The 20,865-nt window shown below is 45.3% G+C and carries 22 protein-coding genes; all 22 read left to right on the top strand.

Going from position 1 to position 20,865, the window contains the following annotated elements:
* Positions 1-395: 395 nt before the first annotated feature.
* Complete coding sequence (locus ACJMM4_RS06035) at positions 396-1,310, top strand: YadA-like family protein (protein ID WP_405383599.1); 915 nt, start codon at positions 396-398, stop codon at positions 1,308-1,310.
* Between the two features lie 502 nt (positions 1,311-1,812).
* On the top strand, positions 1,813-2,187 hold the full coding sequence (acpS, locus tag ACJMM4_RS06030; RefSeq protein ID WP_405383598.1) for a holo-ACP synthase: 375 nt from the start codon (positions 1,813-1,815) through the stop codon (positions 2,185-2,187).
* Positions 2,187-3,764, top strand: a complete 1,578-nt coding sequence (locus tag ACJMM4_RS06025; protein ID WP_405383596.1) for an NAD(P)H-hydrate dehydratase — start codon at positions 2,187-2,189, stop codon at positions 3,762-3,764. Before acpS ends, ACJMM4_RS06025 begins: the two co-directional genes overlap by 1 nt.
* 50 nt (positions 3,765-3,814) lie before the next feature.
* Positions 3,815-5,173, top strand: a complete 1,359-nt coding sequence (locus ACJMM4_RS06020) for an N-acetylmuramoyl-L-alanine amidase (RefSeq protein WP_405383594.1) — start codon at positions 3,815-3,817, stop codon at positions 5,171-5,173.
* 13 nt (positions 5,174-5,186) lie between these two features.
* On the top strand, positions 5,187-5,714 hold the full coding sequence (locus ACJMM4_RS06015) for a GerMN domain-containing protein (protein WP_405383592.1): 528 nt from the start codon (positions 5,187-5,189) through the stop codon (positions 5,712-5,714).
* Positions 5,715-5,727: 13 nt separating this feature from the next.
* Entirely contained in the window at positions 5,728-6,201 is a 474-nt protein-coding gene (gene tsaE, locus ACJMM4_RS06010; RefSeq protein ID WP_405378388.1) for a tRNA (adenosine(37)-N6)-threonylcarbamoyltransferase complex ATPase subunit type 1 TsaE, read from the top strand.
* A complete protein-coding gene (tsaB, locus tag ACJMM4_RS06005; RefSeq protein WP_405378386.1) occupies positions 6,182-6,877 on the top strand; it encodes a tRNA (adenosine(37)-N6)-threonylcarbamoyltransferase complex dimerization subunit type 1 TsaB in 696 nt (231 codons plus the stop codon). Before tsaE ends, tsaB begins: the two co-directional genes overlap by 20 nt.
* An 11-nt stretch (positions 6,878-6,888) precedes the next feature.
* Positions 6,889-7,326, top strand: coding sequence for a ribosomal protein S18-alanine N-acetyltransferase (gene rimI, locus ACJMM4_RS06000; protein WP_405383590.1), 438 nt, complete (start codon positions 6,889-6,891; stop codon positions 7,324-7,326).
* Complete coding sequence (tsaD, locus tag ACJMM4_RS05995; RefSeq protein ID WP_405378382.1) at positions 7,319-8,341, top strand: tRNA (adenosine(37)-N6)-threonylcarbamoyltransferase complex transferase subunit TsaD; 1,023 nt, start codon at positions 7,319-7,321, stop codon at positions 8,339-8,341. The genes rimI and tsaD overlap by 8 nt, the downstream gene beginning before the upstream one ends.
* 168 nt (positions 8,342-8,509) lie before the next feature.
* A complete protein-coding gene (locus ACJMM4_RS05990) occupies positions 8,510-9,889 on the top strand; it encodes a histidine kinase N-terminal domain-containing protein (RefSeq protein WP_405383588.1) in 1,380 nt (459 codons plus the stop codon).
* A 1-nt stretch (position 9,890) separates the two neighbouring features.
* Positions 9,891-10,469 carry an ANTAR domain-containing response regulator gene (locus ACJMM4_RS05985; protein WP_405378378.1) on the top strand — a complete coding sequence of 193 codons (579 nt, stop codon included), beginning with the start codon at positions 9,891-9,893 and terminating at the stop codon, positions 10,467-10,469.
* Positions 10,470-10,510: 41 nt separating this feature from the next.
* Complete coding sequence (locus tag ACJMM4_RS05980; protein ID WP_405378376.1) at positions 10,511-10,903, top strand: rhodanese-like domain-containing protein; 393 nt, start codon at positions 10,511-10,513, stop codon at positions 10,901-10,903.
* A gap of 197 nt (positions 10,904-11,100) precedes the next feature.
* On the top strand, positions 11,101-11,391 hold the full coding sequence (gene groES, locus ACJMM4_RS05975; RefSeq protein ID WP_405378374.1) for a co-chaperone GroES: 291 nt from the start codon (positions 11,101-11,103) through the stop codon (positions 11,389-11,391).
* Between the two features lie 44 nt (positions 11,392-11,435).
* Positions 11,436-13,061: a chaperonin GroEL gene (groL, locus tag ACJMM4_RS05970; protein ID WP_405378372.1), complete on the top strand. Its 1,626-nt coding sequence runs from the start codon at positions 11,436-11,438 to the stop codon at positions 13,059-13,061.
* A gap of 472 nt (positions 13,062-13,533) precedes the next feature.
* Positions 13,534-14,103 carry a chromate transporter gene (locus ACJMM4_RS05965; protein ID WP_405378370.1) on the top strand — a complete coding sequence of 190 codons (570 nt, stop codon included), beginning with the start codon at positions 13,534-13,536 and terminating at the stop codon, positions 14,101-14,103.
* A gap of 12 nt (positions 14,104-14,115) precedes the next feature.
* Complete coding sequence (locus ACJMM4_RS05960) at positions 14,116-14,682, top strand: chromate transporter (protein WP_405378368.1); 567 nt, start codon at positions 14,116-14,118, stop codon at positions 14,680-14,682.
* A 122-nt stretch (positions 14,683-14,804) separates the two neighbouring features.
* Complete coding sequence (gene rapZ / locus ACJMM4_RS05955; protein WP_405378366.1) at positions 14,805-15,665, top strand: RNase adapter RapZ; 861 nt, start codon at positions 14,805-14,807, stop codon at positions 15,663-15,665.
* Between the two features lie 11 nt (positions 15,666-15,676).
* Positions 15,677-17,047 (top strand): uridine diphosphate-N-acetylglucosamine-binding protein YvcK, encoded by a 1,371-nt coding sequence (gene yvcK / locus ACJMM4_RS05950; RefSeq protein WP_405383586.1) that lies wholly within the window; start codon positions 15,677-15,679, stop codon positions 17,045-17,047.
* Positions 17,048-17,083: 36 nt separating this feature from the next.
* Positions 17,084-18,022 carry a DNA-binding protein WhiA gene (gene whiA, locus ACJMM4_RS05945; protein WP_405378362.1) on the top strand — a complete coding sequence of 313 codons (939 nt, stop codon included), beginning with the start codon at positions 17,084-17,086 and terminating at the stop codon, positions 18,020-18,022.
* Positions 18,019-18,885, top strand: a complete 867-nt coding sequence (locus ACJMM4_RS05940; RefSeq protein WP_405378360.1) for a polysaccharide deacetylase family protein — start codon at positions 18,019-18,021, stop codon at positions 18,883-18,885. The genes whiA and ACJMM4_RS05940 overlap by 4 nt, the downstream gene beginning before the upstream one ends.
* A gap of 77 nt (positions 18,886-18,962) precedes the next feature.
* Positions 18,963-19,109, top strand: coding sequence for a six-cysteine ranthipeptide SCIFF (gene scfA, locus ACJMM4_RS05935; RefSeq protein WP_293729689.1), 147 nt, complete (start codon positions 18,963-18,965; stop codon positions 19,107-19,109).
* 81 nt (positions 19,110-19,190) lie between these two features.
* Positions 19,191-20,588 (top strand): thioether cross-link-forming SCIFF peptide maturase, encoded by a 1,398-nt coding sequence (scfB, locus tag ACJMM4_RS05930; protein ID WP_405383584.1) that lies wholly within the window; start codon positions 19,191-19,193, stop codon positions 20,586-20,588.
* Positions 20,589-20,865: the final 277 nt, after the last annotated feature.

The raw sequence follows: 20,865 nt of genomic DNA, 5'->3' as shown, positions 1-20,865 counted from the left end.
TTTACTTCTGCTAATTTAATAGTAACCTTAGAATAAATCAAGTTAGTACATTGTAGTAACGACTTTGTCATGTTATATAAGCTGCATAGAGTGGGCACACTACACATTAACTTTTCTTAAACTACAAAAAACGGACTAGATGCGACTAAACAAAATGATTTGCAACAGTAGTAAATTTTTTCAAAAAAAGAGGATTTGAAAAGTTAATGTAGAATACTAAAATGGTAGGAATATACTTTCCAACGGTACATTCTAAGAGGAATGATGAGTGTTGGAAAGAGAAATAATGAAAGGGGTGTTTCTCAATGATGAAACTAATTGGCAAAAAAAACTTAAAGAAAGCTGTTGTGCTTACAATTCTTGCAATGAGTACAAATGTAATGTGAGGGGGAACTGTGTATGCGGATACTTTAACAGTAACTACTAATGGTGTTGTAACAACGCAAGGAAGTAATCCTATTTCTGTGGATATGGTTACAGAAGACGAACTTGATACCCTGATTAAAAGCGGTAAATTAAAAGGCGAAAAAGGCGACCAAGGTGAGCAGGGTATCCAAGGCGAAAAAGGTGAAAAAGGCGACCAAGGTGAGCAGGGTATCCAAGGCGAAAAAGGTGAAAAGGGCGACCAAGGTGAGCAGGGTATCCAAGGCGAAAAAGGTGAAAAGGGCGACCAAGGTGAGCAGGGTATCCAAGGCGAAAAAGGTGAAAAAGGCGATAAAGGCGCATCCATAGCTAGTGGCGAGTATACAGTTCAAAACAATAAAGTTGAAATGGATATTAAAGATACTAGCGGTGAAGTTGCAGGGAAAGTTACAATAGATAATGTTGCTAGCGCATCTGATGTGGAAAAGGAAAGAACTGAACGTGTAGAGGCTGATAATGCTATAAATGAGCGTATTGATGGCTTAGGTTCTAAAATTGATAAGTTGGATGGTCGTGTAGACAAGGTAGGCGCACTGGCTGTTGCTATGGCTGGCTTGCATCCGCTGAGCTATGATCCGGAAGCACCGACCGAATTTGCTGTGGCAGCAGGTTCTTATAGTGGCGAAACAGCTTACGCTGCAGGAGTGTTCCATCATCCTAATAGAGATATAGTTCTGAGCTTTGGCATGTCTGTCTGCGGTAGCGAAAAAGCAGGTAATGTGGGTGCTACTTTCCGCTTTGGCAGAAGAAGCGCAGAATACAAAGCTCGCGAGGCCGTTAAAAAACAAGAGCTTGCAGAACAAGCTAAATTTGAAGCAGAAAAAAACGCTAAGGTTGAAGCGCAACAAAGAAGACATGCAGCCATGGCGGCAAAAGCAGTAGAGTAAGAAGTGCTATTGAGAAAAGTACAGTTGGAATAAATTACGTTGACATAGGTCTTCGGGTGATATTCCTTATTAGATAATATGGCTACAGCTTAAATTGTGTGGTTACTGCTCTGACAGTGTGGTTTTAAGAGGATGACGTAAGTCATCCTCTTTTTTGTATGTCTAAAGGTATAGAAACCACATAGTGTCAGACAATAGGGTGTTTTATTAAAAAGTTATTATGTTATATGGTGATACATTATCCGTAAACATCTCATACATAAATATATACTTGAGGTGTGTTAACAGTTTTTTTAGGTACGGCTCTTCATTGTTAGTACAGGAACGCAAGCGTACTTAAGAAAAGTGGTTTGTAATATTTTTTATTACATGGGAACTATCTGCACAGTCTTTTTTACTTTTCTGTGAAAAATAGAAGAATAAAAAGGATTTTTACTTTCCTTGCAAGAATAATACATAGTTATCACTGAATTGCAAATAATAGGATGAAGGGATGAAGTAGATGCTGGTAGGCGTAGGCTGTGATGTAATAGAGATTGAAAGAGTTGCTAAAGCAATAGGGCGCGAGCTTTTCAAGCTACGTGTTTTTGCTCCCAGTGAAATTGCTTACTGCGAAAGCAGGGGCAAACAGGCTGCGGCTAGCTACGCTGCCCGCTTTGCTGCTAAAGAAGCTGTACTGAAGGCTTTAGGCACAGGTCTGCGTGGCGGTGCCATGACGGAAATTGTTGTATCTAGCGATGCTTTGGGTAAGCCACATGTGGAGCTAAGCGGTCATCATGCTGCACTGGCAAAATCCCTGGGCGTTACTAATATTTGTTTAAGCATGAGCCATGGTCGTAATCTGGCTATGGCCTACGTAGCAATGGAGGCAGAATAATGAAGCTTGTAAATGGTCAACAAATGCAGGAAATAGACAAAGAAGCTATGGGAAAATACGGTGTACCTGGACTTTTACTGATGGACACAGCTGCTAAGCAGGTAGCCGATGTAATGATGCAGGATTTGGAGTTAGCCGTTGGCGATAAGGCTGTAGTGTTTTGCGGTGGCGGAAATAACGGTGGCGATGGTTTCGGTGCTGCCCGCTGGCTGCAGAACTACGGTGTAGAAACAAAGGCCTTCCTCGTAGGTATCGACGAAGAAAAAATCAGTGGCGATGCTGCTGTAGAACTTTTGCTGTATAAAAATGACGGTGGCAGGGTAGCTCTTCTTCAAAGTGAGGAAGACTATTTGGCTGCGGAACTGGCAGTGGAGCGTGCTACTGTAGTTGTGGATGCCGTTTTAGGCACTGGCTTTAAGGGTGAACTGCGTCCCGAAGCACGCCGCGTTTGCCGTATGCTCAACGAGTTGGCAGCAACAGTTGTGTCCGTTGATATTCCTAGCGGGGTCAACGCTACTGACGGTGCTGCGGACGAAGATGCGGTACAGGCAGACTTGACTGTGACCATGGCGTTGCCGAAAACTGGTCTTTTGCTGTACCCGGGACGTAAGCTGGCAGGCGTGACTTGTGTGGTGCAGATAGGTATGCCTGCTAAGTTGTTGGACGAATACCCCAGCCACACCTATCGTACTACAGCAGAAATTGTACAAAAGCTGATGCCTGTCCGCGAGGCCAATGCTCATAAAGGGGATGCAGGCAGAGTTGTAGTGTGTGCAGGCAGTCCCGGTTACGTTGGCGCTGCAGCTCTATGCAGTAATGCCGCTGTGAAAGCTGGGGCGGGACTTGTATCCTTGCTGACACCTTTGAGCAGTCGCGAAGTATTGGCTGTAAAGCTGACGGAGGTTATGGTGCATGGCCTTTTGGAGCGTATGCCAGGTGTTCTGGGCGGCGCTGCTGCCAATGATGTGGTGAAACGTGCGGCGGATGCCGACGTGCTTGCCATCGGTCCAGGCTTGGGCGTGTCCGACAGCACTATGCAGACTGTACGCGACATTTTGGCACAGGTAGCTGTTCCTGCGGTAATTGATGCAGATGCACTTACTGCCTTTAAGGACCATACTGAGGAATTAGCGAAAATCCAAGTGCCGAAGGTATTGACGCCCCATCCAGGAGAAATGGCACGTTTGACAGGTCTTACTGTAGAAGAAATTGATAGGGATAGAATTGAAGTTGTCCGTAAATATGCTCAAGAGTGGCAGGCTGTAGTTGTCTTAAAGGGTGCTCCGACGGTGATTGGCTGTCCTGACGGCAGCGTCTACGTTAACAGTACGGGAACCAATGCCTTGGCAACAGGTGGCAGTGGCGATGTTTTGACGGGTGTTATTGCAGGCTTAGCAGCACAGGGCATCAGCGTGCAGGAAGCTGCTATTTGCGGCGTTTATCTCCATGGTTTGGCAGGTGGTACAGAAGTTGGCCTTGCTGCTGGGGAAATAGCAACCAAACTGCAGGAAGCACGGGCGTTGACTAGAGAGCAAGCATTGCAACCTGTTTGCAAGGAAGCTTGGGTAATGATATAATAAAATATTATGATTATGCATTCAGTTTAAATACTGACGAGGTGAAGTTCTTGCGTAAGATAGTTATCCTAGCGTTTTTACTGCTAGGGCTGGTGTGGACTGCAGTTGCCCAAGCTGCCCAAGTAACGGACGTAAAATGGGGTGTTGATAAAAACAATGTACTCCGCTTGGTAGTCGATGTTACGGATACAGCAGGTTACGCAGTTCAACTGGATGGTAATAATTTGAAATTGACAGTAAATGCCAAGGCTGCAGGTCAAGCTGTGGGCAGAAAGGCTATCAAAAGCTCCTTGGCAGACCATATGCGCGTTGTGAGCGCAGGCAGTGCTACGGAAGTACACGTGCCTTTAAAGAAAACTTTAAAGTCTAGTGACTACAAAGCCTTTGTCTTGAAGAAGGATCCCCAGACAGGAAGACCCTTCCGGGTAGTATTGGATTTGACTGCAGATAAAACCATTGTTCCTGTTAAATCCGGCACAACTACTGCGGGTACAGCGGCAGTGTCTAAATCTGCAGTATCTGCTCCTGTAGTCAGCAATAGGCCTGTAGTGGGCAATAGACCTGTACGTAGTTCTACTGCTACCAAGCAGACCGTCACTAAAACTACGCCTGCTGTGAAAACACCTGCGGAGCCTAAGGTAGTTAAAACTGTGGAAAAAAAGAAGGTAGAGGAACAGAAGCAGGAAGTAAAGACCACTACAAAGAAGTCTAAGCATAAGAAAAAGAGAAGAACTGAAAAGTATTCCCAAGAGCAGAAGGCAAGCACGGAAAAATCTGCTACAACTACAGAAGATGGGTTGACAGTAATCAAAGCTACTGGCAAGTATCGTACTAATGGCGGTTTGGAAGGCAAGGTGATCACCATTGACCCCGGTCATGGCGGTAGCGACCCTGGTGCTGTAGGTGCTAAGGGAACCAAGGAAAAAGATATTACCTTGGCGATTTCTAAGCAAGTACAGGAACTGCTGGAGAAAAAAGGTGCCAAAGTCCATATGACCCGCACTGATGATAGGGATGTTTATGGTCCTTATGCCAGCGATAGGGCAGAACTGCAGGCACGTGTCAATGTGGCAGAAAAATATAATTCTGATGCCTTTGTAAGCTTGCATATTAATTCTTCTGTCAACAAAAGCATTGGTGGTTTTTCCACATACTATTATCCCAAAACCAATTACGATTTGCAGTTGGCACAAGCTATTCAAAAACAGTTAGCCGATAATTTTGGCGTAAATAATTTGGGCGTGCGCCAAGCTAATTTCTACGTTACCAAGCGTTGCAGTATGCCAGCAGTTTTAGTAGAGATGTGTTTTATCAGCAATCCCGACGAAGAAACGTTAATGCAGGGTAATTGGTTCAAAAAGAAGACTGCCCGTCTTATTGTGGAAGCTTTAGAGAAGTATTTTGATTAAGGGAGATATGCTTATGCAAAAGCTGGTTATACTGCTGGTGCTGCTATGCACTTTGCTAAGTGCAGGTTGCTTTGGCAATGGTGACAAAGTTGTCGAGCCTGCCAAACCGCCACAGCAGGAAATAAAACAACAAAGCTTTATAGTCTACCGCGCTGCTGCCAACGGCATGGAAAAGCTATTACCGGAAAAATTTACCATTAATGATAATGGCAAAAGCGTACCGGAAAATGCTTTGATTGCTTTGTGCACTACGAAACCCCAAGATGCTAAAATGGATGATGTAGTACCCATTGGTGCCAAGGTGCGTAGCTTGAAGATTGATAAGGATGGCACTGCCTATGCAGATTTTTCCAAGGAACTTGCTAAACGCGGTCAAGGTTCCTACGGGGAAATGATGTTGTGCTATGCCATTGTAAATACGCTGACGGAGTTCCCGGAAATCAAGCGTGTCCAAATACTTGTTGAAGGAGAAAAGGTTATTTCTCTTAGCGGCCATATGAATGTGGAAGACCCGCTAATGAGGAACACGGACCTGTTATAAGATGGAGCAGACCATGGAGATTTATTTAAAAGATAGCGCTGCTACAGAAAATTTAGGCCGCGTTTTGGGCAAGCATGCTCAAGACGGTGATGTTTTCTGCCTTAGTGGCGATTTGGGCGCAGGCAAGACGCTGCTAAGCCGCGGAGTTGCTGCAGGCTTGGGCGTGGCGTCCGAAGAAGTAACCAGTCCTACCTTTGCCATTTTGAATATTTATCAGGGCAGGGAGCTGGAAGTGCATCATTTTGATTTGTACCGCTTGAATCGTGCCGAAGAACTGGAAGATATCGGCTTTGACGAATACGCTGGTGGCGACGGCGTGACATTGATCGAATGGGCGGAACTGTTCCCAGAGCAATTGCCGGAAGAACGGCTGCAGGTGGAGCTACGCTTGGAGGGGGCAGGCCGCAGGGCGGTGCTGACACCTGTGGGCGAGCGGTACGAAAAATTTTTGTTGGAGGTAGGTAAAGATGCTGACCTTAGCCATTGATACAGCTACTAAAGTGTGCACAGTGGCACTGTGCCGTGATCAGAAGCTGTTGGCAGAATACACCATCAATATGGGCATGACCCATTCCGAGGGGCTGCTGCCCCAGCTGGAGCAACTGCTCCAAAGAACAGGCATTGCCAAAAAGGAAATCGACTTGCTTGCTGTTAGCATGGGTCCCGGTTCCTTTACGGGATTGCGTATTGGCTTGGCAACGGCGGAGGCTATGGCATATAGCTGGCAGTGCTGCCTCCATGGGGTGGATACATTGAAGGCTATGGCCTACAACATTCCTTTGGAAGGCAAAGTGCTTTCACCGGTTTTAGATGCGCAAAAGGGAAATTTCTACCAAGCGTTGTACCAATGGCAGTTTGGCAGGCTTATTGAACTGGAGCCTGTGGAAGTAGTCAGCGCTGAACGGGCGCTGGAGCGCATTGCTTTGCAGGGCACTCCTGCATTGCTGTTGGGCGAATGTAACCGTTTGGTAAAGAAGGGCCTGCCCGATTGGGTACAGGTAGCGCCGGAGGCGCTGCGGATGCCGAAGGGTAGCAGTGTGGCTTTCGCTGCCTTGGAAGAATTCAATCCGGAAGCAGATAAGAAAATTTTTGGCTTAGAGCCGTACTATATTAGAAGATCAGAGGCAGAGGAACTGTGGGAGAAGAGACAGCAACAACAATAAATTTTAGAGAGATGACTGTAGCAGATATTCCCGCCATTGTAGGTGTGGAAGCGCAGTCCTTTTATGATGCTTGGAATGAAAATATGCTGTTGAACGAAATCAACAACAGCCTGACTACCTATTTGGTCATGGAAGAACAGGGCAGGCTTGTAGGTTATGCCGGTTTTTGGTTGGTAGCAGGGGAAGCGCAAGTAACCCGTGTAGCTGTAGTGGAGGCGGAACGAGGCCAAGGCTACGGCACTAGGCTGACGGCAGCATTGGTAAACAAAGCTTGGGAACTGGGTGCTGATGCCGTAACTTTGGAAGTACGGGAGAGCAATATTGCTGCTCAAAAGGCGTATTTGACCTGTGGCTTTGCCAGCGAAGGTATTCGTCCCAATTACTACGAAGATAATCATGAAAATGCTGTAATTATGTGGCTGTACAAAGAAGGAGCCGGTCATGAATAAACAGGAAAAGGATATTTATATTTTAGGTATAGAGAGCAGCTGTGATGAAACTGCGGCAGCCGTAGTAAAAAACGGCAGGGAAGTTTTAAGTAATATTATTTCTTCCCAAATCGTCATTCACCGCAAATTTGGCGGCGTAGTGCCGGAGATTGCTTCCCGTAAGCATATTGAAAATATTATGCCCGTTATTGATGAAGCATTGAGTCAGGCAGGCGTAACCATGGAGCAGATTGACGCTGTTGCCGTTACTTATGGCCCTGGACTGGTAGGTGCGCTGTTGGTGGGCCTTTCTGCAGCTAAAGCTTTGGCTTGGGCGACGGATAAGCCTTTAATCGGCGTTAACCATTTGGAGGGACACGTTTTTGCTAACTTCCTAGCGGATGCAGAATTGGAGCCTCCCTTCATGGCGCTGGTGGTCAGCGGTGGACACACTGCTTTGATGAAGGTAACAGGCTACAACAGCTTTGAACTTTTAGGTCAGACCCGCGATGATGCTGCAGGCGAAGCTTTTGATAAGATCGCCCGCGTGATGGGACTGCCTTATCCCGGCGGTCCGGAAATCGAGCGTTTGGCAGTAGGCGGTAATGCTGAGGCTATGCATTTCCCACTAGCGAAATTAGATAAACCCTTTGAATTTAGTTTCAGCGGCTTGAAGTCCGCTGTGATTAACTATCTGCATAACCAAGAGCAGGCAGGGCGCGAAGTCAACCGCAGCGATGTGGCGGCATCCTTCCAGAAGGCAGTAGTGGACGCACTGGTAAAAGAAGCCATCCATGCTATGCAGGCAACAGGTTACAAGAAGATTGTTCTGGCAGGTGGTGTGTCTGCTAATAAAACTTTGCAAAACACTCTTGCTGCAGCAATGGAGGGCATTGGCGCCAAGTTGGTACATCCAACGCCGATTTTGTGTACCGATAATGCGGTAATGATTGCTTGTCGTGGTTATTTTATGTATCAGGCAGGTATGACGAGTCCACTGGACTTGAACGCAAATCCTTCGTTGAAACTTGGATAAACAAAAGTACAAAAAGTGCATAAGCCTGTGGATAATGTGGATAAAGTAGAGAAAAGACCGCAAATAAGCCATTTGGGTTGTGTATAAGTTTGTGGATATGGTGGATAAAACAGTGGATTGATTACTAAAACTGTGTACAAGGACAGTTTTGGAAAGAAGAGGGGAAACATGCTGAGTAATTTAACAGCAGAACAGAGAAATAGTTTACAAACCATGGAGGTTGCATTAGGCTTGGCAGCGGATGTGGCGCATAGTGTAGTCACAATTTATCTGCCTTGCGAGGATAAAAAGTTCTTGCAGATTTATAAGCAGGCGCAGCCTTTGACCCAAGTCAATAATAACCGCCCCGATATGACAGGGCGTAGACTGCGTGCTGTGGAGGAGCCTATGGTGGCGCGGGCTATGCAGAAGAATATACCGGTGTCCGGTAAAAGGGAATGGTCTTTAGGTGTGTTTAATCATCTGACGGTGTTTCCGTTACGTGATGCCAGAGGACAGTGCTATGCTGCCATTAGCTTTGAGGGCGCTACTCCGGACGATATTATTATTGCCCAAAGCTTCGAACTTTTGTGCCATCTGGTGCCTGCTTTGGCCAATAATCCGCATTACAAGCGGATGCAGGCTTCCGACGGTATTATCGTGGTGGACCCCAATAAGCTGATTATTGCTGCAAATAACAGAGCACGTCACATTTTTGATGTAATGGAGATACCCCAAGCGGTAGGCTGTCGTACCAATGATGTGGCGGTAAATTGGCCGCTAGTGGGCATGGTTATGGATACCGGTACTGCTGAAAGCAAGGAGTTTACTATGCGCGGTCTGCTGTTGTCTATTCGCGTGCTTCCCGTTATCCCCAGACCTAAAGGCGGTTGTGCTATCGTCATTTTGCAGGATATTACGGAACTGCGGAAGAAGGACGAGGAACTGCTGATTAAGTCCGTTGTTATTAAAGAAATCCACCACCGTGTAAAAAATAATTTGCAAACTATTGCCAGTCTGCTACGTTTGCAGGAACGTCGCGCCCAAAATGATGAAACCAAGACGGTGTTGCGGGACTGCATCAGCAGGGTTAACAGTATTGCCATTGTTCATGAATATTTGTCCCAACAGGATTCCGGGCTAATTGATGTGGGCAAGGTTGCTAAGGGTATCTACCAAGCAATTATGAGCAGCATGTTGGATCCTGATTTTCAACTGCAGGCGGAGTTTAGCGCTGCTGAGATTCAACTGCCTTCTGAAAAAGCCACTAGTATTGCTTTGATTTTAAATGAACTTTTGCAAAACGCTATTGAGCATGCTTTTGCAGATCGCCATCAAGGTTTTTTGCAGGTGCACTTTGCGGAGGAAGATAGCTGTTATACTTTGGCTATTGCCGATGATGGAGTTGGTCTTCCTGAAGGTTTCCAGATTTCCGGGCGCAAAAGTTTGGGCTTGAAAATTATTAAAACTATGGCAGAATCGGATTTACAGGGTGAATTTACCTTGACGAATAGGGAGCAAGGCGGTACACTTGCATTAGTGAAGATTCCGAAAGCAGGTGCAAAATAAAATGAAGAAGTTGAAGATTTTATTGGCAGATGATGAAGCAATCCTGCGCCTTGATTTGCGAGAGATGCTGACGGACGCAGGGCATGAAATAGTGGGCGAGGCAGCCAATGGCGAAGAAGCTGTAAAGCTGGCACGTGAGCTGAAGCCTGAGTTTATTATTATGGATGTAAAGATGCCCGTTATGGATGGCTTGACAGCTGCGAAAATCATTAGCAGTGAAAATATTGCGCCTATTTTGCTGTTGACAGCCTATAGTCAGCAGGATATTGTGGATAAAGCTTCGGCAGCAGGTGTTATTGCTTATCTTGTTAAGCCTATTCGCGAGGAACAGTTGTTCCCGGCTATGGAGATTGCCGAAAGCCGTTTCCGCGAAATGCAGACTTTGAATGATGAACTCTTCCAGTTGAAGGATAGCTTGGAAACACGTAAGCTTTTGGACCGTGCAAAGGGAATTTTGATGACTGCTCACGGAATGACGGAGCAGGAAGCTTATCGCAAGATGCAGCAATTTAGCATGGCTAAGCGTATTTCTTTGAAACAGTTGGCAGAAAGCATTATTGCTGCAGCTAATAAAAGATAGAAGCGACCATTAGAAACATTCTTTATTTTCGGAGGTACTTCATGCTAAAATTTATCCTACTAGCAATTATTGCTGTTCTTGTAGTTACCGGTTGCAAAGCTTTTGGCGCAGAAGGCAGCGGCTTTAAAAGCGTTAGCCAAAAACAGGCTATGGAGCTGATGCGAACGGAAAAGAATTATATTATTTTGGATGTGCGGACTCCTGCGGAGTATGCCGAAGGTCATATCCCCAAAGCAATATTGCTGCCTAATGAGACTATTGGTTCCCAACCACCGGTAGAACTGCCTAACAAGGAACAGCTGATAATGGTTTATTGCCGTAGCGGCAACCGTAGCAAGCAGGCTGCTCAAAAACTCGCCAAGCTGGGCTACACCAATATCGTGGAGTTTGGTGGTATTAACACTTGGACAGGTCCTATAGTGAAAGAGAAATAAAACAGTAAATCTTGACGTCCTTCCGCAGTGGTAGAAGGACGTTTTTGTGTAATTTCTGTAAAAAAAGTGGTGCAAGTACTTGCATTTTTTGCCGTAATGGATATAATAGTAACTGTAATTAGCACTCGGATAAAATGAGTGCTAACAGAAAAGACTCTCACTCACTAATCATAAAGACTCGAAAGGGGTTATTGAAAATGTTAAAACCATTATCCGATCATGTTGTTGTAGAACCTGTTGTTCAAGAAGAAAAAACTGCAAGCGGCATCTTCCTGCCGGACACTGCAGCTAAAGAAAAACCCCAACAAGGCAAAGTAATTGCAGTTGGCAAAGGCAAATACACCGACAATGGCGTATTGATTCAACCTGAAGTTAAAGCAGGCGATGAAGTAGTATTCGCAAAATATTCCGGCACTCCCATTAAATTTGAAGGCAAAGAATATCTGCTGATCAACGAACGCGATCTGCTGGCTGTAATTGAAAAATAATCATAACTTACATTGCTATAGACTGATATAAAGGAGCGATAAAAATGGCTAAACAAATCCTGTTTAATGAAGAAGCACGCCGCAGCTTGGAACGTGGCGTAAATGCTTTGGCTGATGCTGTAAAAGTAACCTTGGGCCCCAAAGGCCGTAACGTTGTTTTGGAAAAGAAATTTGGCGCACCCACCATTACTAATGACGGTGTAACCATTGCCCGTGATATTGAATTGGAAGATCCCTTTGAAAACATGGGTGCACAACTGGTTAAAGAAGTTTCCATTAAAACTAACGATGTTGCCGGTGATGGTACCACCACTGCAACCGTTTTAGCGCAAGCTATGATTAACGAAGGTATGCGCAATGTTGCTGCAGGCGCAAACCCCATGGTTATTAAGAAAGGTATCCAAAAAGCAGTTAACGTGCTCGTTGACGAACTGAAAGCTGTTTCTCAAAAAGTAGAAACCAAAGCTGCGAAAGCACAAGTTGCTTCTATCTCCGCTGCTGACGACGAAATCGGCAATCTGATTGCTGATGCAATGGAAAAGGTTGGCGATGACGGCGTTATTACCGTTGAAGAATCCAAGACTATGGAAACCTGTCTGGAAACTGTAGAAGGTATGCAATTCGACCGTGGTTACATCTCTCCCTACATGGCTACCGATGCTGAAAAAATGGAAGCTGTTCTGAACAACCCCATGATTTTCATTACCGATAGAAAGATTACCATGATTCAAGACATTATGCCTGTATTGGAAAAAGTTGTACAAGGCGGTCGTGAATTGTTGATTATTGCTGAAGATATCGAAGGCGAAGCACTGGCAACCTTGGTTGTTAACAAACTGCGCGGTACCTTTAAAGCTGTTGCTGTTAAAGCTCCTGGCTTCGGCGACCGCCGCAAAGCAATGCTGCAAGATATCGCTATCCTGACCGGTGCAACCGTAATCAGCGAAGAAGTTGGTCGTAAACTGGACAGCGCTACCATTGCTGACCTTGGTCAAGCAGGTCAAGTACGCGTAACTAAAGAAATGACCACCATCGTTGATGGTCAAGGCGACAAAGAAGCAATCGCTGCCCGTGTTGCTCAAATCCGTGCACAACTGCCGGAAACCACTTCCGAATTCGACAAAGAAAAACTGCAAGAACGTCTGGCTAAACTGGCTGGCGGCGTAGCTGTTATCAAAGTTGGTGCTGCTACCGAAGTTGAACTGAAAGATAAGAAACTGCGCATTGAAGACGCACTGAACGCAACCCGCGCTGCTGTTGCAGAAGGCATTGTTGCAGGTGGCGGTACTGCTCTGCTGCAAGTTCAACCTGCTTTGGCAAAAATTAAAGCTACCGGCGACGAAAAGACCGGCGTAGAAATCGTTAAACGTGCTATCGAGGAACCTGTTCGCCAAATCGCTTACAATGCAGGTTTAGAAGGCGCTGTTATCGTTGATACTATCAAACGCAGCCGTAAAGGCGTAGGTTTCAATGCTCTCACCGAAAAATATGTTGATATGATTGCTGAAGGCATTGTTGATCCTACTAAAGTTACCAGAAGCGCACTGCAAAACGCAGCAAGCATCGCTGCTATGGTTCTGACCACTGAATCCATTGTTGCAGATAAACCTTCTAAGGATGCTGCTCCTGCTATGCCTCCTATGGGTGGTGGCATGCCCGGCATGATGTAATTTGCGGTAGATACTTGGGATTCGTCAATCCTGCTACTGGATCTATTTCCGTATAACTTTGTCGAAGGGTGCTCGACGTAGCTTGGGCTACGCCGTCGCACCCTTCTTCGCGTTCTACGAAAATATCTCTCAGTATCAGGACTAACTCATTCCCGCGTATCCACCTTTAGCGTTTTTACGAAAAAATCTTATGAAATAAAAAATTTATTTCCGTATAATTTTGTCAAAGGGTGCTCGACGTAGCTGTGCTACGCCGTCGCGCCCTTTTTCGCGTTCTATGAAAATATCTCTCGGCATCAGGAGTAACTCATTTTCAAGCATTCACCTTTAGAGTTTTTTCGAAAAGTATTGTGAAATTAGATAAATTTGTTTCTTGTGCATTTATCTTTAGAATGTAATCATATTTTTTTGATGTTTACACGCCTGCAAATGTGCTATAATAACTCTATCTTGACTTGAAGGAGTTGTTATTTTGGAATTGCGTAAGATAGAGGACCCACAGCTTTTGTGGAAGTTGTTCAAATCCACTTTTGTTATCAGTGCCTTTACTATTGGCGGTGGATTTGTCATCATACCTCTGCTAAAAGCGAAGTTTGTGGATGAATATAAGTGGATTGACGATAAGGAAGCATTAAACCTAGTTGCTATTGCCCAGTCCGCTCCCGGCGTAGTGGCTGCCAACGCCGCCATTAGCTTGGGCTACCGCTTGGCAGGCTTTAAAGGCACTTTGACTGCGCTTTTGGCTACGATTCTGCCGCCTTTGATTACTTTGAGCGTGATTTCTTATGCTTATGATGCTTTTGCCAACAACACCTATATTCAGTTAGTGTTGAAGGGCATGCAGTGCGGTGCGACGGCAATCATCATCAATGTAATGATAGATTTGCTCAAGAAAGAGCTGAAGAAAAAGTTGGTGCTGCCTTTACTGATTATTGTCGGTACTTTCGTTGCCAACTATTTTTTCAATGTTAATTTGATGTACGCAGTGCTGGTGGATGCGTTGATTGGCTTCTTCCTGTTGCGTGACAAAAAATATGCGTAAGGAGGCGTGAAGATGATTTATTGGGAGCTTTTTTGGAGCTTTGTCAAAGTTGGCGCCTTCTGCGTAGGTGGCGGTTATGCTTCCATGCCTTTGATTCAGGCGCAGGTTATTGATGAGCATGGTTGGCTGACCATGCAGCAGTTCATTGATATTTTTACTATTTCTCAGATGACGCCAGGTCCTATCGGTATTAATGCAGCAACCTTTGTAGGTACTAAGGTTGCTGGTGTACCAGGTGCAGTAGCGGCTACTGTGGGATTTGTTTTCCCTTCCGTTATTATCGTGCTGTTACTAGCGCATTTGTTCTTCAAATATGGTGACATCGGTCCGGTGCGTGGTATTCTCAATGGCCTGCGTCCGGCAGTGGTGGCGTTGATTTGTTCTGCAGGTTTGAGCTTTATCATTTTGGCTTTGTGGAATACGGAAACTATTCCCAAGAATTTTACCAAGGTGGATTTAATAGGCTGTATTGTTCTGCCTATTTCCCTATGGTGCATCCGTCACAAGATGAGTGTTATTAAAGTACTCTGCATGAGCGGTATTTTGGGTTTATTCCTCGGCGTTGTGGGTGTTAGATAAAATGAGATGCGGATTCCTTATTGGAGTCCGCATTTTTATTGTCTAAGCAGTTTTGTCAATGTACGCAGGACGACGAATATGGTATAATAAAAGGTACTAACTAGCTATAAGGGGTGAAGCAGATGCAGTCACACTTTTTGATTATTACAGGTATGTCCGGTGCGGGTAAGACACAAGTAGTCCGCACTTTAGAGGATTTAAATTTTTTCTGTATTGATAATTTACCGGCGACGCTGATTCCTAAATTTGCGGAGCTTTGCCGCCAAACTTCCGAGCAGAAGGTAGCTTTGGTAGTGGATATCCGCGGTGGAAAATTTTTCAACAATCTTTTGCAAGTGTTGGATGAAATGGCTGCCAGCGGTCAAAAATACGAAGTATTGTTTTTAGATGCTGATGATGCAGCCCTTGTGCGCCGCTATAAGGAAACCCGTCGTCGCCATCCTTTGGGTGAACGCAATACTTTATTGAAAAATATTACTAATGAGCGTGCTTTGCTAGAGCCGTTGCGGGAAAAAGCCACTTATCTTATCGATACCAGCAGCCTAACTACGGCACAGCTCAAGGACAAAGTGACGGAACTGTTCGGCGAAGGTTCTGCTCGTGAGCGCATGGGCATTGTAGTGCGTTCCTTTGGTTTTAAGCATGGGCTGCCTATGGACAGCGATTTGGTGTTGGATGTGCGTTTTTTGCCTAATCCTTTTTATGTGGAAGAGCTGCGCAGCCAAACAGGTAATGACCGTCCTGTAGCAGACTTTATCTGCCGCTATCCGCAGACCTTCCAATATTTGAAGTTGGAAGAGCAATTGCTGGATTTTTTGGTGCCTCAATATATCAACGAGGGGAAGGCGCAATTGGTAATCAGTGTAGGCTGCACCGGTGGTCAGCACCGCAGCGTCTTTATTGCCAACAAGCTGTATGAACACCTGCAGGAGCAGGGATACAGCGTCAAAGTTACCCACCGTGATATTCCCAAAAGCAAGTAAAGGAGACATCTATGGGTTGGATTAGTTGGCTGTGCCCGGGTATTAATTTAAAACGTTGGCTGCTTTTATTTGCAGTGGGCGTTTTGCTGTGTGCTTTGGGCTTGGCTTTGTTTTTTAATTATCAGCTGATGGGGAAGGCAGAAGAACTGCTTTTTCAAATGACCTATTGGACCACTGGTCGTTATTCCAATGGTTTGATTATGGGCATGGGCGTTGTTTTCCTCATTGTTGGCTTTGGCGTGATGATTTATGGTACACGCCGTTTGGTAAGTTCTGTTGTTTCCGTAGTTGTGCCCGATAAAAACGGCTCTTTGATGGAAACTATCTTTATGCAGCGCAAGCTTACTAATGGCCCTGCTATTACTGTTGTTGGCGGTGGCACAGGTCTATCTACTCTTCTACGAGGAATGAAATATATTACTAGTAATTGTACAGCAGTAGTTACCTCTGCTGATGACGGTGGTTCTTCCGGACGTTTGCGCAAGGAGCTGGGGATTATACCACCGGGGGATCTGCGTAACTGCCTTACTGCTTTGGCGGACCGCGAGCCATTGATGGAACGTTTGATGCAGTACCGTTTTCAAGGCGATTCTCCTTTAGCCGGTCATTGTTTTGGCAACCTTTTCATTGCGGCTATGGCGCAGGCGGAAGGCGATATGGAGGCAGGCTTGAATGCTACCAGCCAGATTCTCAAGGTGCGCGGTCGTGTTATCCCCTCTACTTTGGCGAATATCCAGCTACGTGCACGTATGTATGATGGCACTACTGTTACCGGTGAGTCGGAAATCCCCAAAGCGAAGAAACGCATTGCCAAAATGATGATGGTGCCTGCGGATGCACCTGCTGCTAAGGGAGCTATGGAAGCCATTATTAACGCAGATGTCCTGATTTTCGGTCCCGGCAGTTTGTACACTAGCGTTATTCCCAATCTTTTGGTTGATGGTATTCGTGATGCTATTATTCAGTCCAAGGCTGTAAAAATTTATATTTGTAATGTAATGACTCAGCCTGGGGAAACCGATGGCTACGGTGCCTATGAACATGTTAAGGCGCTTGTTGACCACATGGGCTGTCAATTCCTTGATTATGTTATCGTTAATAGTCAGGCTGTGACTCAGGAACAGCTACGTCAATATCATGCAGAAGGTTCTACACCCATTACTCCTGATATTGATAAGATTCGCAGTTTGGGCATTACGGTTGTGCCTGCCCGTTTGATCAGCAAGAAGGATCTTGTCCGCCATGACCCGCGGAAACTGGCGCGAGTTTTAATCGCGTTGATTTACCGCTTGCGTCTTTTTGGCAGAGGAATGCAGTTCTTTGATTATTTCTTTATGCGACAAGGGATGCGTAAAATGAATCGTCAGGATGAAGAAAAATAATTTACAGATTGCTGTTTTTGGAAAGGAGGAAGCCCGTTGTCTTTTTCCAATGATGTAAAAAATGAATTGTCCCGTATAGAAACTAATGATGCAGCTGATGATAAGGCAGAACTGTTGGGACTTTTGCGTATGAGCGGTGCTATTGTTATCCGCGGTATGAACGTGGGCATCCACTTTTCCACCGAAAATGCTGCTTTGGCTCGTCGCGTACTGCACATGCTGAAGAACAACTACCAAGTGCAAACGGAGGTTGTTATTACCCGTTCCCGCCGCTTGAAGAAAAACAACAGGTATCAAGTCCACGTTATCCCTGCACCCCAAGTTGCCAAAGCTATGGATGAACTGCAGCTGTTGAGCGTAGAAAGTGATTTGAAAAATCCTCTTCTGACAAGCCATAATTGTAAGCGTACCTTTTTGCGCGGAGCTTTTCTAGGTGGTGGAAGCATCAGCCGCCCCACTAGTGACTACCATTTGGAAATGGTAACTGGCAACGAAGATTTTGCTCAGACCATTATCAAGGTCATGCACACCTTTTCTCTTAAAGCGAAATTGACAGACCGCAAGAACGAGTATATCGTCTATTTGAAGGACGGTGAAGGCATTACTAATTTTTTGCGCGTCATTGGTGCTCATAACGCTATGATGGAGTTGGAAAACGCCCGCATTGTGAAGGAAATGCGCAATAATGTCAACAGAGCGGTAAATTGCGAAACCGCTAATCTCAATAAGGTTGTTAAGGCGGCCGTGCGCCAAGTTGCCTGCATCAAATATATTGATGAGCACGGCGGGATTGCCCAGCTGCCTCCCAATTTGCAGGAGATGGCGCGCTTGCGTTTGCAATACCCAGATGTGTCCCTCAATGATTTGGTGGAGTACGCTGGTGGCATCGGCAAGAGCGGTATTAATCATCGGCTGAAAAAACTGCAGGAAACGGCAGTGGCATTGGGAATGGAATTGGAGCAAGCAGATAAATGATAAAGAAATTATGTTATGGCGTACTGGCGCTATTACTGTTGGCAGTGGTAGGTGGTGCAGGTGCTTGGTTCGTTAACGGGCAACGGTGGCAGGAGGAATACGCTGCCTACCGCAAAACAGGCGCTCCTGTATTGATGTATCACGCTGTCGGTGAGGAAGAAGGGGTGGAGTGGCCTGCAAGCTTGCTTATGAAGCCGGCACTTTTTGAGTCCCACCTGCGTTACTTAAAAGAGCAGGGCTACACCATTGTTACTGTAGAGACTTTGGCGCATCGCCTAGAAAAAGGCGAAAGTGTTGATAAATATGTGGCGTTGAGTTTTGACGATGGCTATAAAAATAACCATGGTGTGGTGCTGCCTTTGTTGAAAAAGTACGATGCTAAAGGTTCTTTCTTCGTAATCAATAAAGAAATGGGCGACAAGCTGCACATGAACGAGGCGGAAATCAAGGAGATGATTGCTGCAGGCATGGAGCTTGGTTCTCACACTTATAGTCATGGGCCTTTAGGTAAGATTGATACTAAATATTTGGTTTGGGAGCTGGACACATCTCGCTATTGGTTAAAGAAGAAGTTTGACGGCTATATCGTTCGCACTCTTGCCTACCCCAATGGCAGCTATAATCCTACAGTTGTAGCAGCAGCAAAAAAATATGGTTTCTACAGGGCGTTAACCGGTCATGTGGGGCTGAATACAGCTGCTACCTACGCTGCGGCGCCTATGGAAATGTATCGCGTTACTGTGGCCGATGACGGCAACGGTTTAGAAGGATTTAAAAAACGCTTGGAGCAGGCGTACTTTTTCGGCTTTTTGCAAACCAAGGGCTTGGACGTAAATATTATCCGCGATATTTTTATCCACTAAAAAATTCTTGCCAAATGGGGAGAAAAAGGGTAAAATAAGGATGATATCATATTATATTTTATTTGGAGGTAATAAACATGAGAAAACATATCCAAACTGTTAATAAAGCTATGCTGAACAAAACTCTGCGCACCGGCGGCTGCGGTGAATGCCCGGCTTCCTGCCAATCCGCTTGCAAAACTTCTTGCACCGTTGGCAACCAAGTTTGCGAACACAGCAAATAATTTATAATTGCCTTGTAGCTCCCTGTGTGTTGCAGGGGGCTATTTTGTTGTTATATCTGTAAAAAAGAAAGGTTGAACCAAATGTTGATACATAAAATGCGTCTTGATGACAATATGGCCGTGCTGGATGTCAACAGCGGTGCGGTGCATTTGGTCGATGATGTTATTTATGACTTACTCGATTATTACAACGGCACCAATGGCGAAGAAGCTATTGCTGCTTTAAAAGATAAATATAGCGAAGAAGATTTGCGCGATGCAGTTGCGGAAATGGAAGGCTTGCAAAAAGATGGCTTGCTGTTCAGCCCTGCTTTCGATGTTCCGCCTACTTTCGCTGAAAAACCTATCGTTAAATCTTTGTGCCTTTTGGTAACTCACGATTGCAACCTGCGTTGCGGTTACTGCTTTGCTGATACAGGTTCTTTCGGTGGCTGCCGTCAGCTGATGAGCAAGGAAACTGCAGAAAAGGCAGTGGAGTTTGCTATTGAAGGTAGTAAAAAACGCCATAACTTGGAGCTAGATCTCTTTGGTGGCGAACCTTTGATGAACTGGTCCGTAGTTACTCATATTGTTGAATATGTGCGCCGTCGCGAGCAGGAAACCGGCAAGAACATCAAATTGACTTTGACTACCAATGGTACTCTGCTTAATGACGAAAACATCAAATTCTTGAACGATAACCGTGTTATGCTGGTACTGAGCTTGGACGGCAAGAAGGAAACCCACGATGCTATGCGTCCCTTCCCCAATAAGAGCGGTAGCTATGATGCTGCAGTACGCGGCTTTAAGAAAGTCATCGACAGCCGTGAAGGCAAAAACTATTATCTGCGTGGTACTTATACTCATTTCAGCACCCATTTCTGCGATGATGTACTGGATATGACTAAAGTAGGCAAGGAAATTTCTGTAGAGCCTGTAGTGGGTATCGATGAACCTTGGGTTCTGACTGAGGAAGATCTGCCCGTTATTTTTGACGAATATGACAAATTGGCGCGCGCTTATCTGGAAAGACGTCGCGAGGGCAATCCCTTCGACTTCTTCCATTTCAACGTAGCGCTGGATAATGGCCCCTGTGTAGCTAAACGTTTGGCAGGCTGTGGTGCAGGCCATGAATATTTTGCTATTACTGCTGATGGAGATATTTATCCTTGTCACCAATTTGTTGGGCGCGAACAGTATAAGCTGGGCACTTTGGAAACAGGCGTAGTAAAACCGGAACTGGTACAAAAGTTCCGTCATACTCATGTTATGACTAAGCCTGAGTGCAGCCAATGCTGGGCTCGTTTCTTCTGCAGCGGCGGTTGTCATGCTAACGCTGATTTAATCAACGGCGATATTTCTAAACCTTACGAATATGGTTGCAAACTGCAAAAGAAACGCTTAGAAAATGCTATTTTGGTGCAAGCTGTTCTTTCTGCGGAAGCACAACAAGGCGATGATCTGCGTCCCAAGATTAACAATTTCACTTACGAAAAATAAAACATCTTATAGAATTTTTGGCGTGCTCGGCGGAGAAAACTCTTTGTCGGGCACGTTTTTTACATAAAATTTGATAGATTTTGCAAGTTTTGTCAAAAAATGCGATGCGAAAACTTAGCATGGTTAAGCATCTTCTTTTGCCAACGTAGCCAAGTGTACAGTAAAAATCTTTAAAAAAACTTCAAAAAAGGTGTTGACATATGTGGTGCTGCGTGGTATTATATACAAGTCGACGCGATACGGCAACAAACGAGTGCCAAGGTCGCTAGACCATGAA

Origin of the sequence: Phascolarctobacterium sp., from assembly GCF_045124115.1 — a bacterium.
Classification (GTDB): domain Bacteria; phylum Bacillota; class Negativicutes; order Acidaminococcales; family Acidaminococcaceae; genus Phascolarctobacterium_A.
Note: the sequence above shows the minus strand (reverse complement) of the source record. Positions and strands in the feature narration are given on the sequence as shown.

Excerpts from the sequence above, each read along its gene's own strand:
- ACJMM4_RS05940 (WP_405378360.1), top strand. The coding sequence starts at position 18,019 with ATGATAAAGAAATTATGTTATGGCGTACTGGCGCTATTACTGTTGGCA.
- ACJMM4_RS05990 (WP_405383588.1), top strand. The coding sequence starts at position 8,510 with ATGCTGAGTAATTTAACAGCAGAACAGAGAAATAGTTTACAAACCATG.
- ACJMM4_RS05980 (WP_405378376.1), top strand. The coding sequence starts at position 10,511 with ATGCTAAAATTTATCCTACTAGCAATTATTGCTGTTCTTGTAGTTACC.
- acpS (WP_405383598.1), top strand. The coding sequence starts at position 1,813 with ATGCTGGTAGGCGTAGGCTGTGATGTAATAGAGATTGAAAGAGTTGCT.
- tsaD (WP_405378382.1), top strand. The coding sequence starts at position 7,319 with ATGAATAAACAGGAAAAGGATATTTATATTTTAGGTATAGAGAGCAGC.
- groL (WP_405378372.1), top strand. The coding sequence starts at position 11,436 with ATGGCTAAACAAATCCTGTTTAATGAAGAAGCACGCCGCAGCTTGGAA.
- ACJMM4_RS06025 (WP_405383596.1), top strand. The coding sequence starts at position 2,187 with ATGAAGCTTGTAAATGGTCAACAAATGCAGGAAATAGACAAAGAAGCT.
- ACJMM4_RS05985 (WP_405378378.1), top strand. The coding sequence starts at position 9,891 with ATGAAGAAGTTGAAGATTTTATTGGCAGATGATGAAGCAATCCTGCGC.
- tsaB (WP_405378386.1), top strand. The coding sequence starts at position 6,182 with ATGCTGACCTTAGCCATTGATACAGCTACTAAAGTGTGCACAGTGGCA.
- ACJMM4_RS06015 (WP_405383592.1), top strand. The coding sequence starts at position 5,187 with ATGCAAAAGCTGGTTATACTGCTGGTGCTGCTATGCACTTTGCTAAGT.
- scfB (WP_405383584.1), top strand. The coding sequence starts at position 19,191 with ATGTTGATACATAAAATGCGTCTTGATGACAATATGGCCGTGCTGGAT.
- ACJMM4_RS05960 (WP_405378368.1), top strand. The coding sequence starts at position 14,116 with ATGATTTATTGGGAGCTTTTTTGGAGCTTTGTCAAAGTTGGCGCCTTC.
- yvcK (WP_405383586.1), top strand. The coding sequence starts at position 15,677 with ATGGGTTGGATTAGTTGGCTGTGCCCGGGTATTAATTTAAAACGTTGG.
- rimI (WP_405383590.1), top strand. The coding sequence starts at position 6,889 with ATGACTGTAGCAGATATTCCCGCCATTGTAGGTGTGGAAGCGCAGTCC.
- rapZ (WP_405378366.1), top strand. The coding sequence starts at position 14,805 with ATGCAGTCACACTTTTTGATTATTACAGGTATGTCCGGTGCGGGTAAG.
- tsaE (WP_405378388.1), top strand. The coding sequence starts at position 5,728 with ATGGAGATTTATTTAAAAGATAGCGCTGCTACAGAAAATTTAGGCCGC.
- groES (WP_405378374.1), top strand. The coding sequence starts at position 11,101 with ATGTTAAAACCATTATCCGATCATGTTGTTGTAGAACCTGTTGTTCAA.
- scfA (WP_293729689.1), top strand. The coding sequence starts at position 18,963 with ATGAGAAAACATATCCAAACTGTTAATAAAGCTATGCTGAACAAAACT.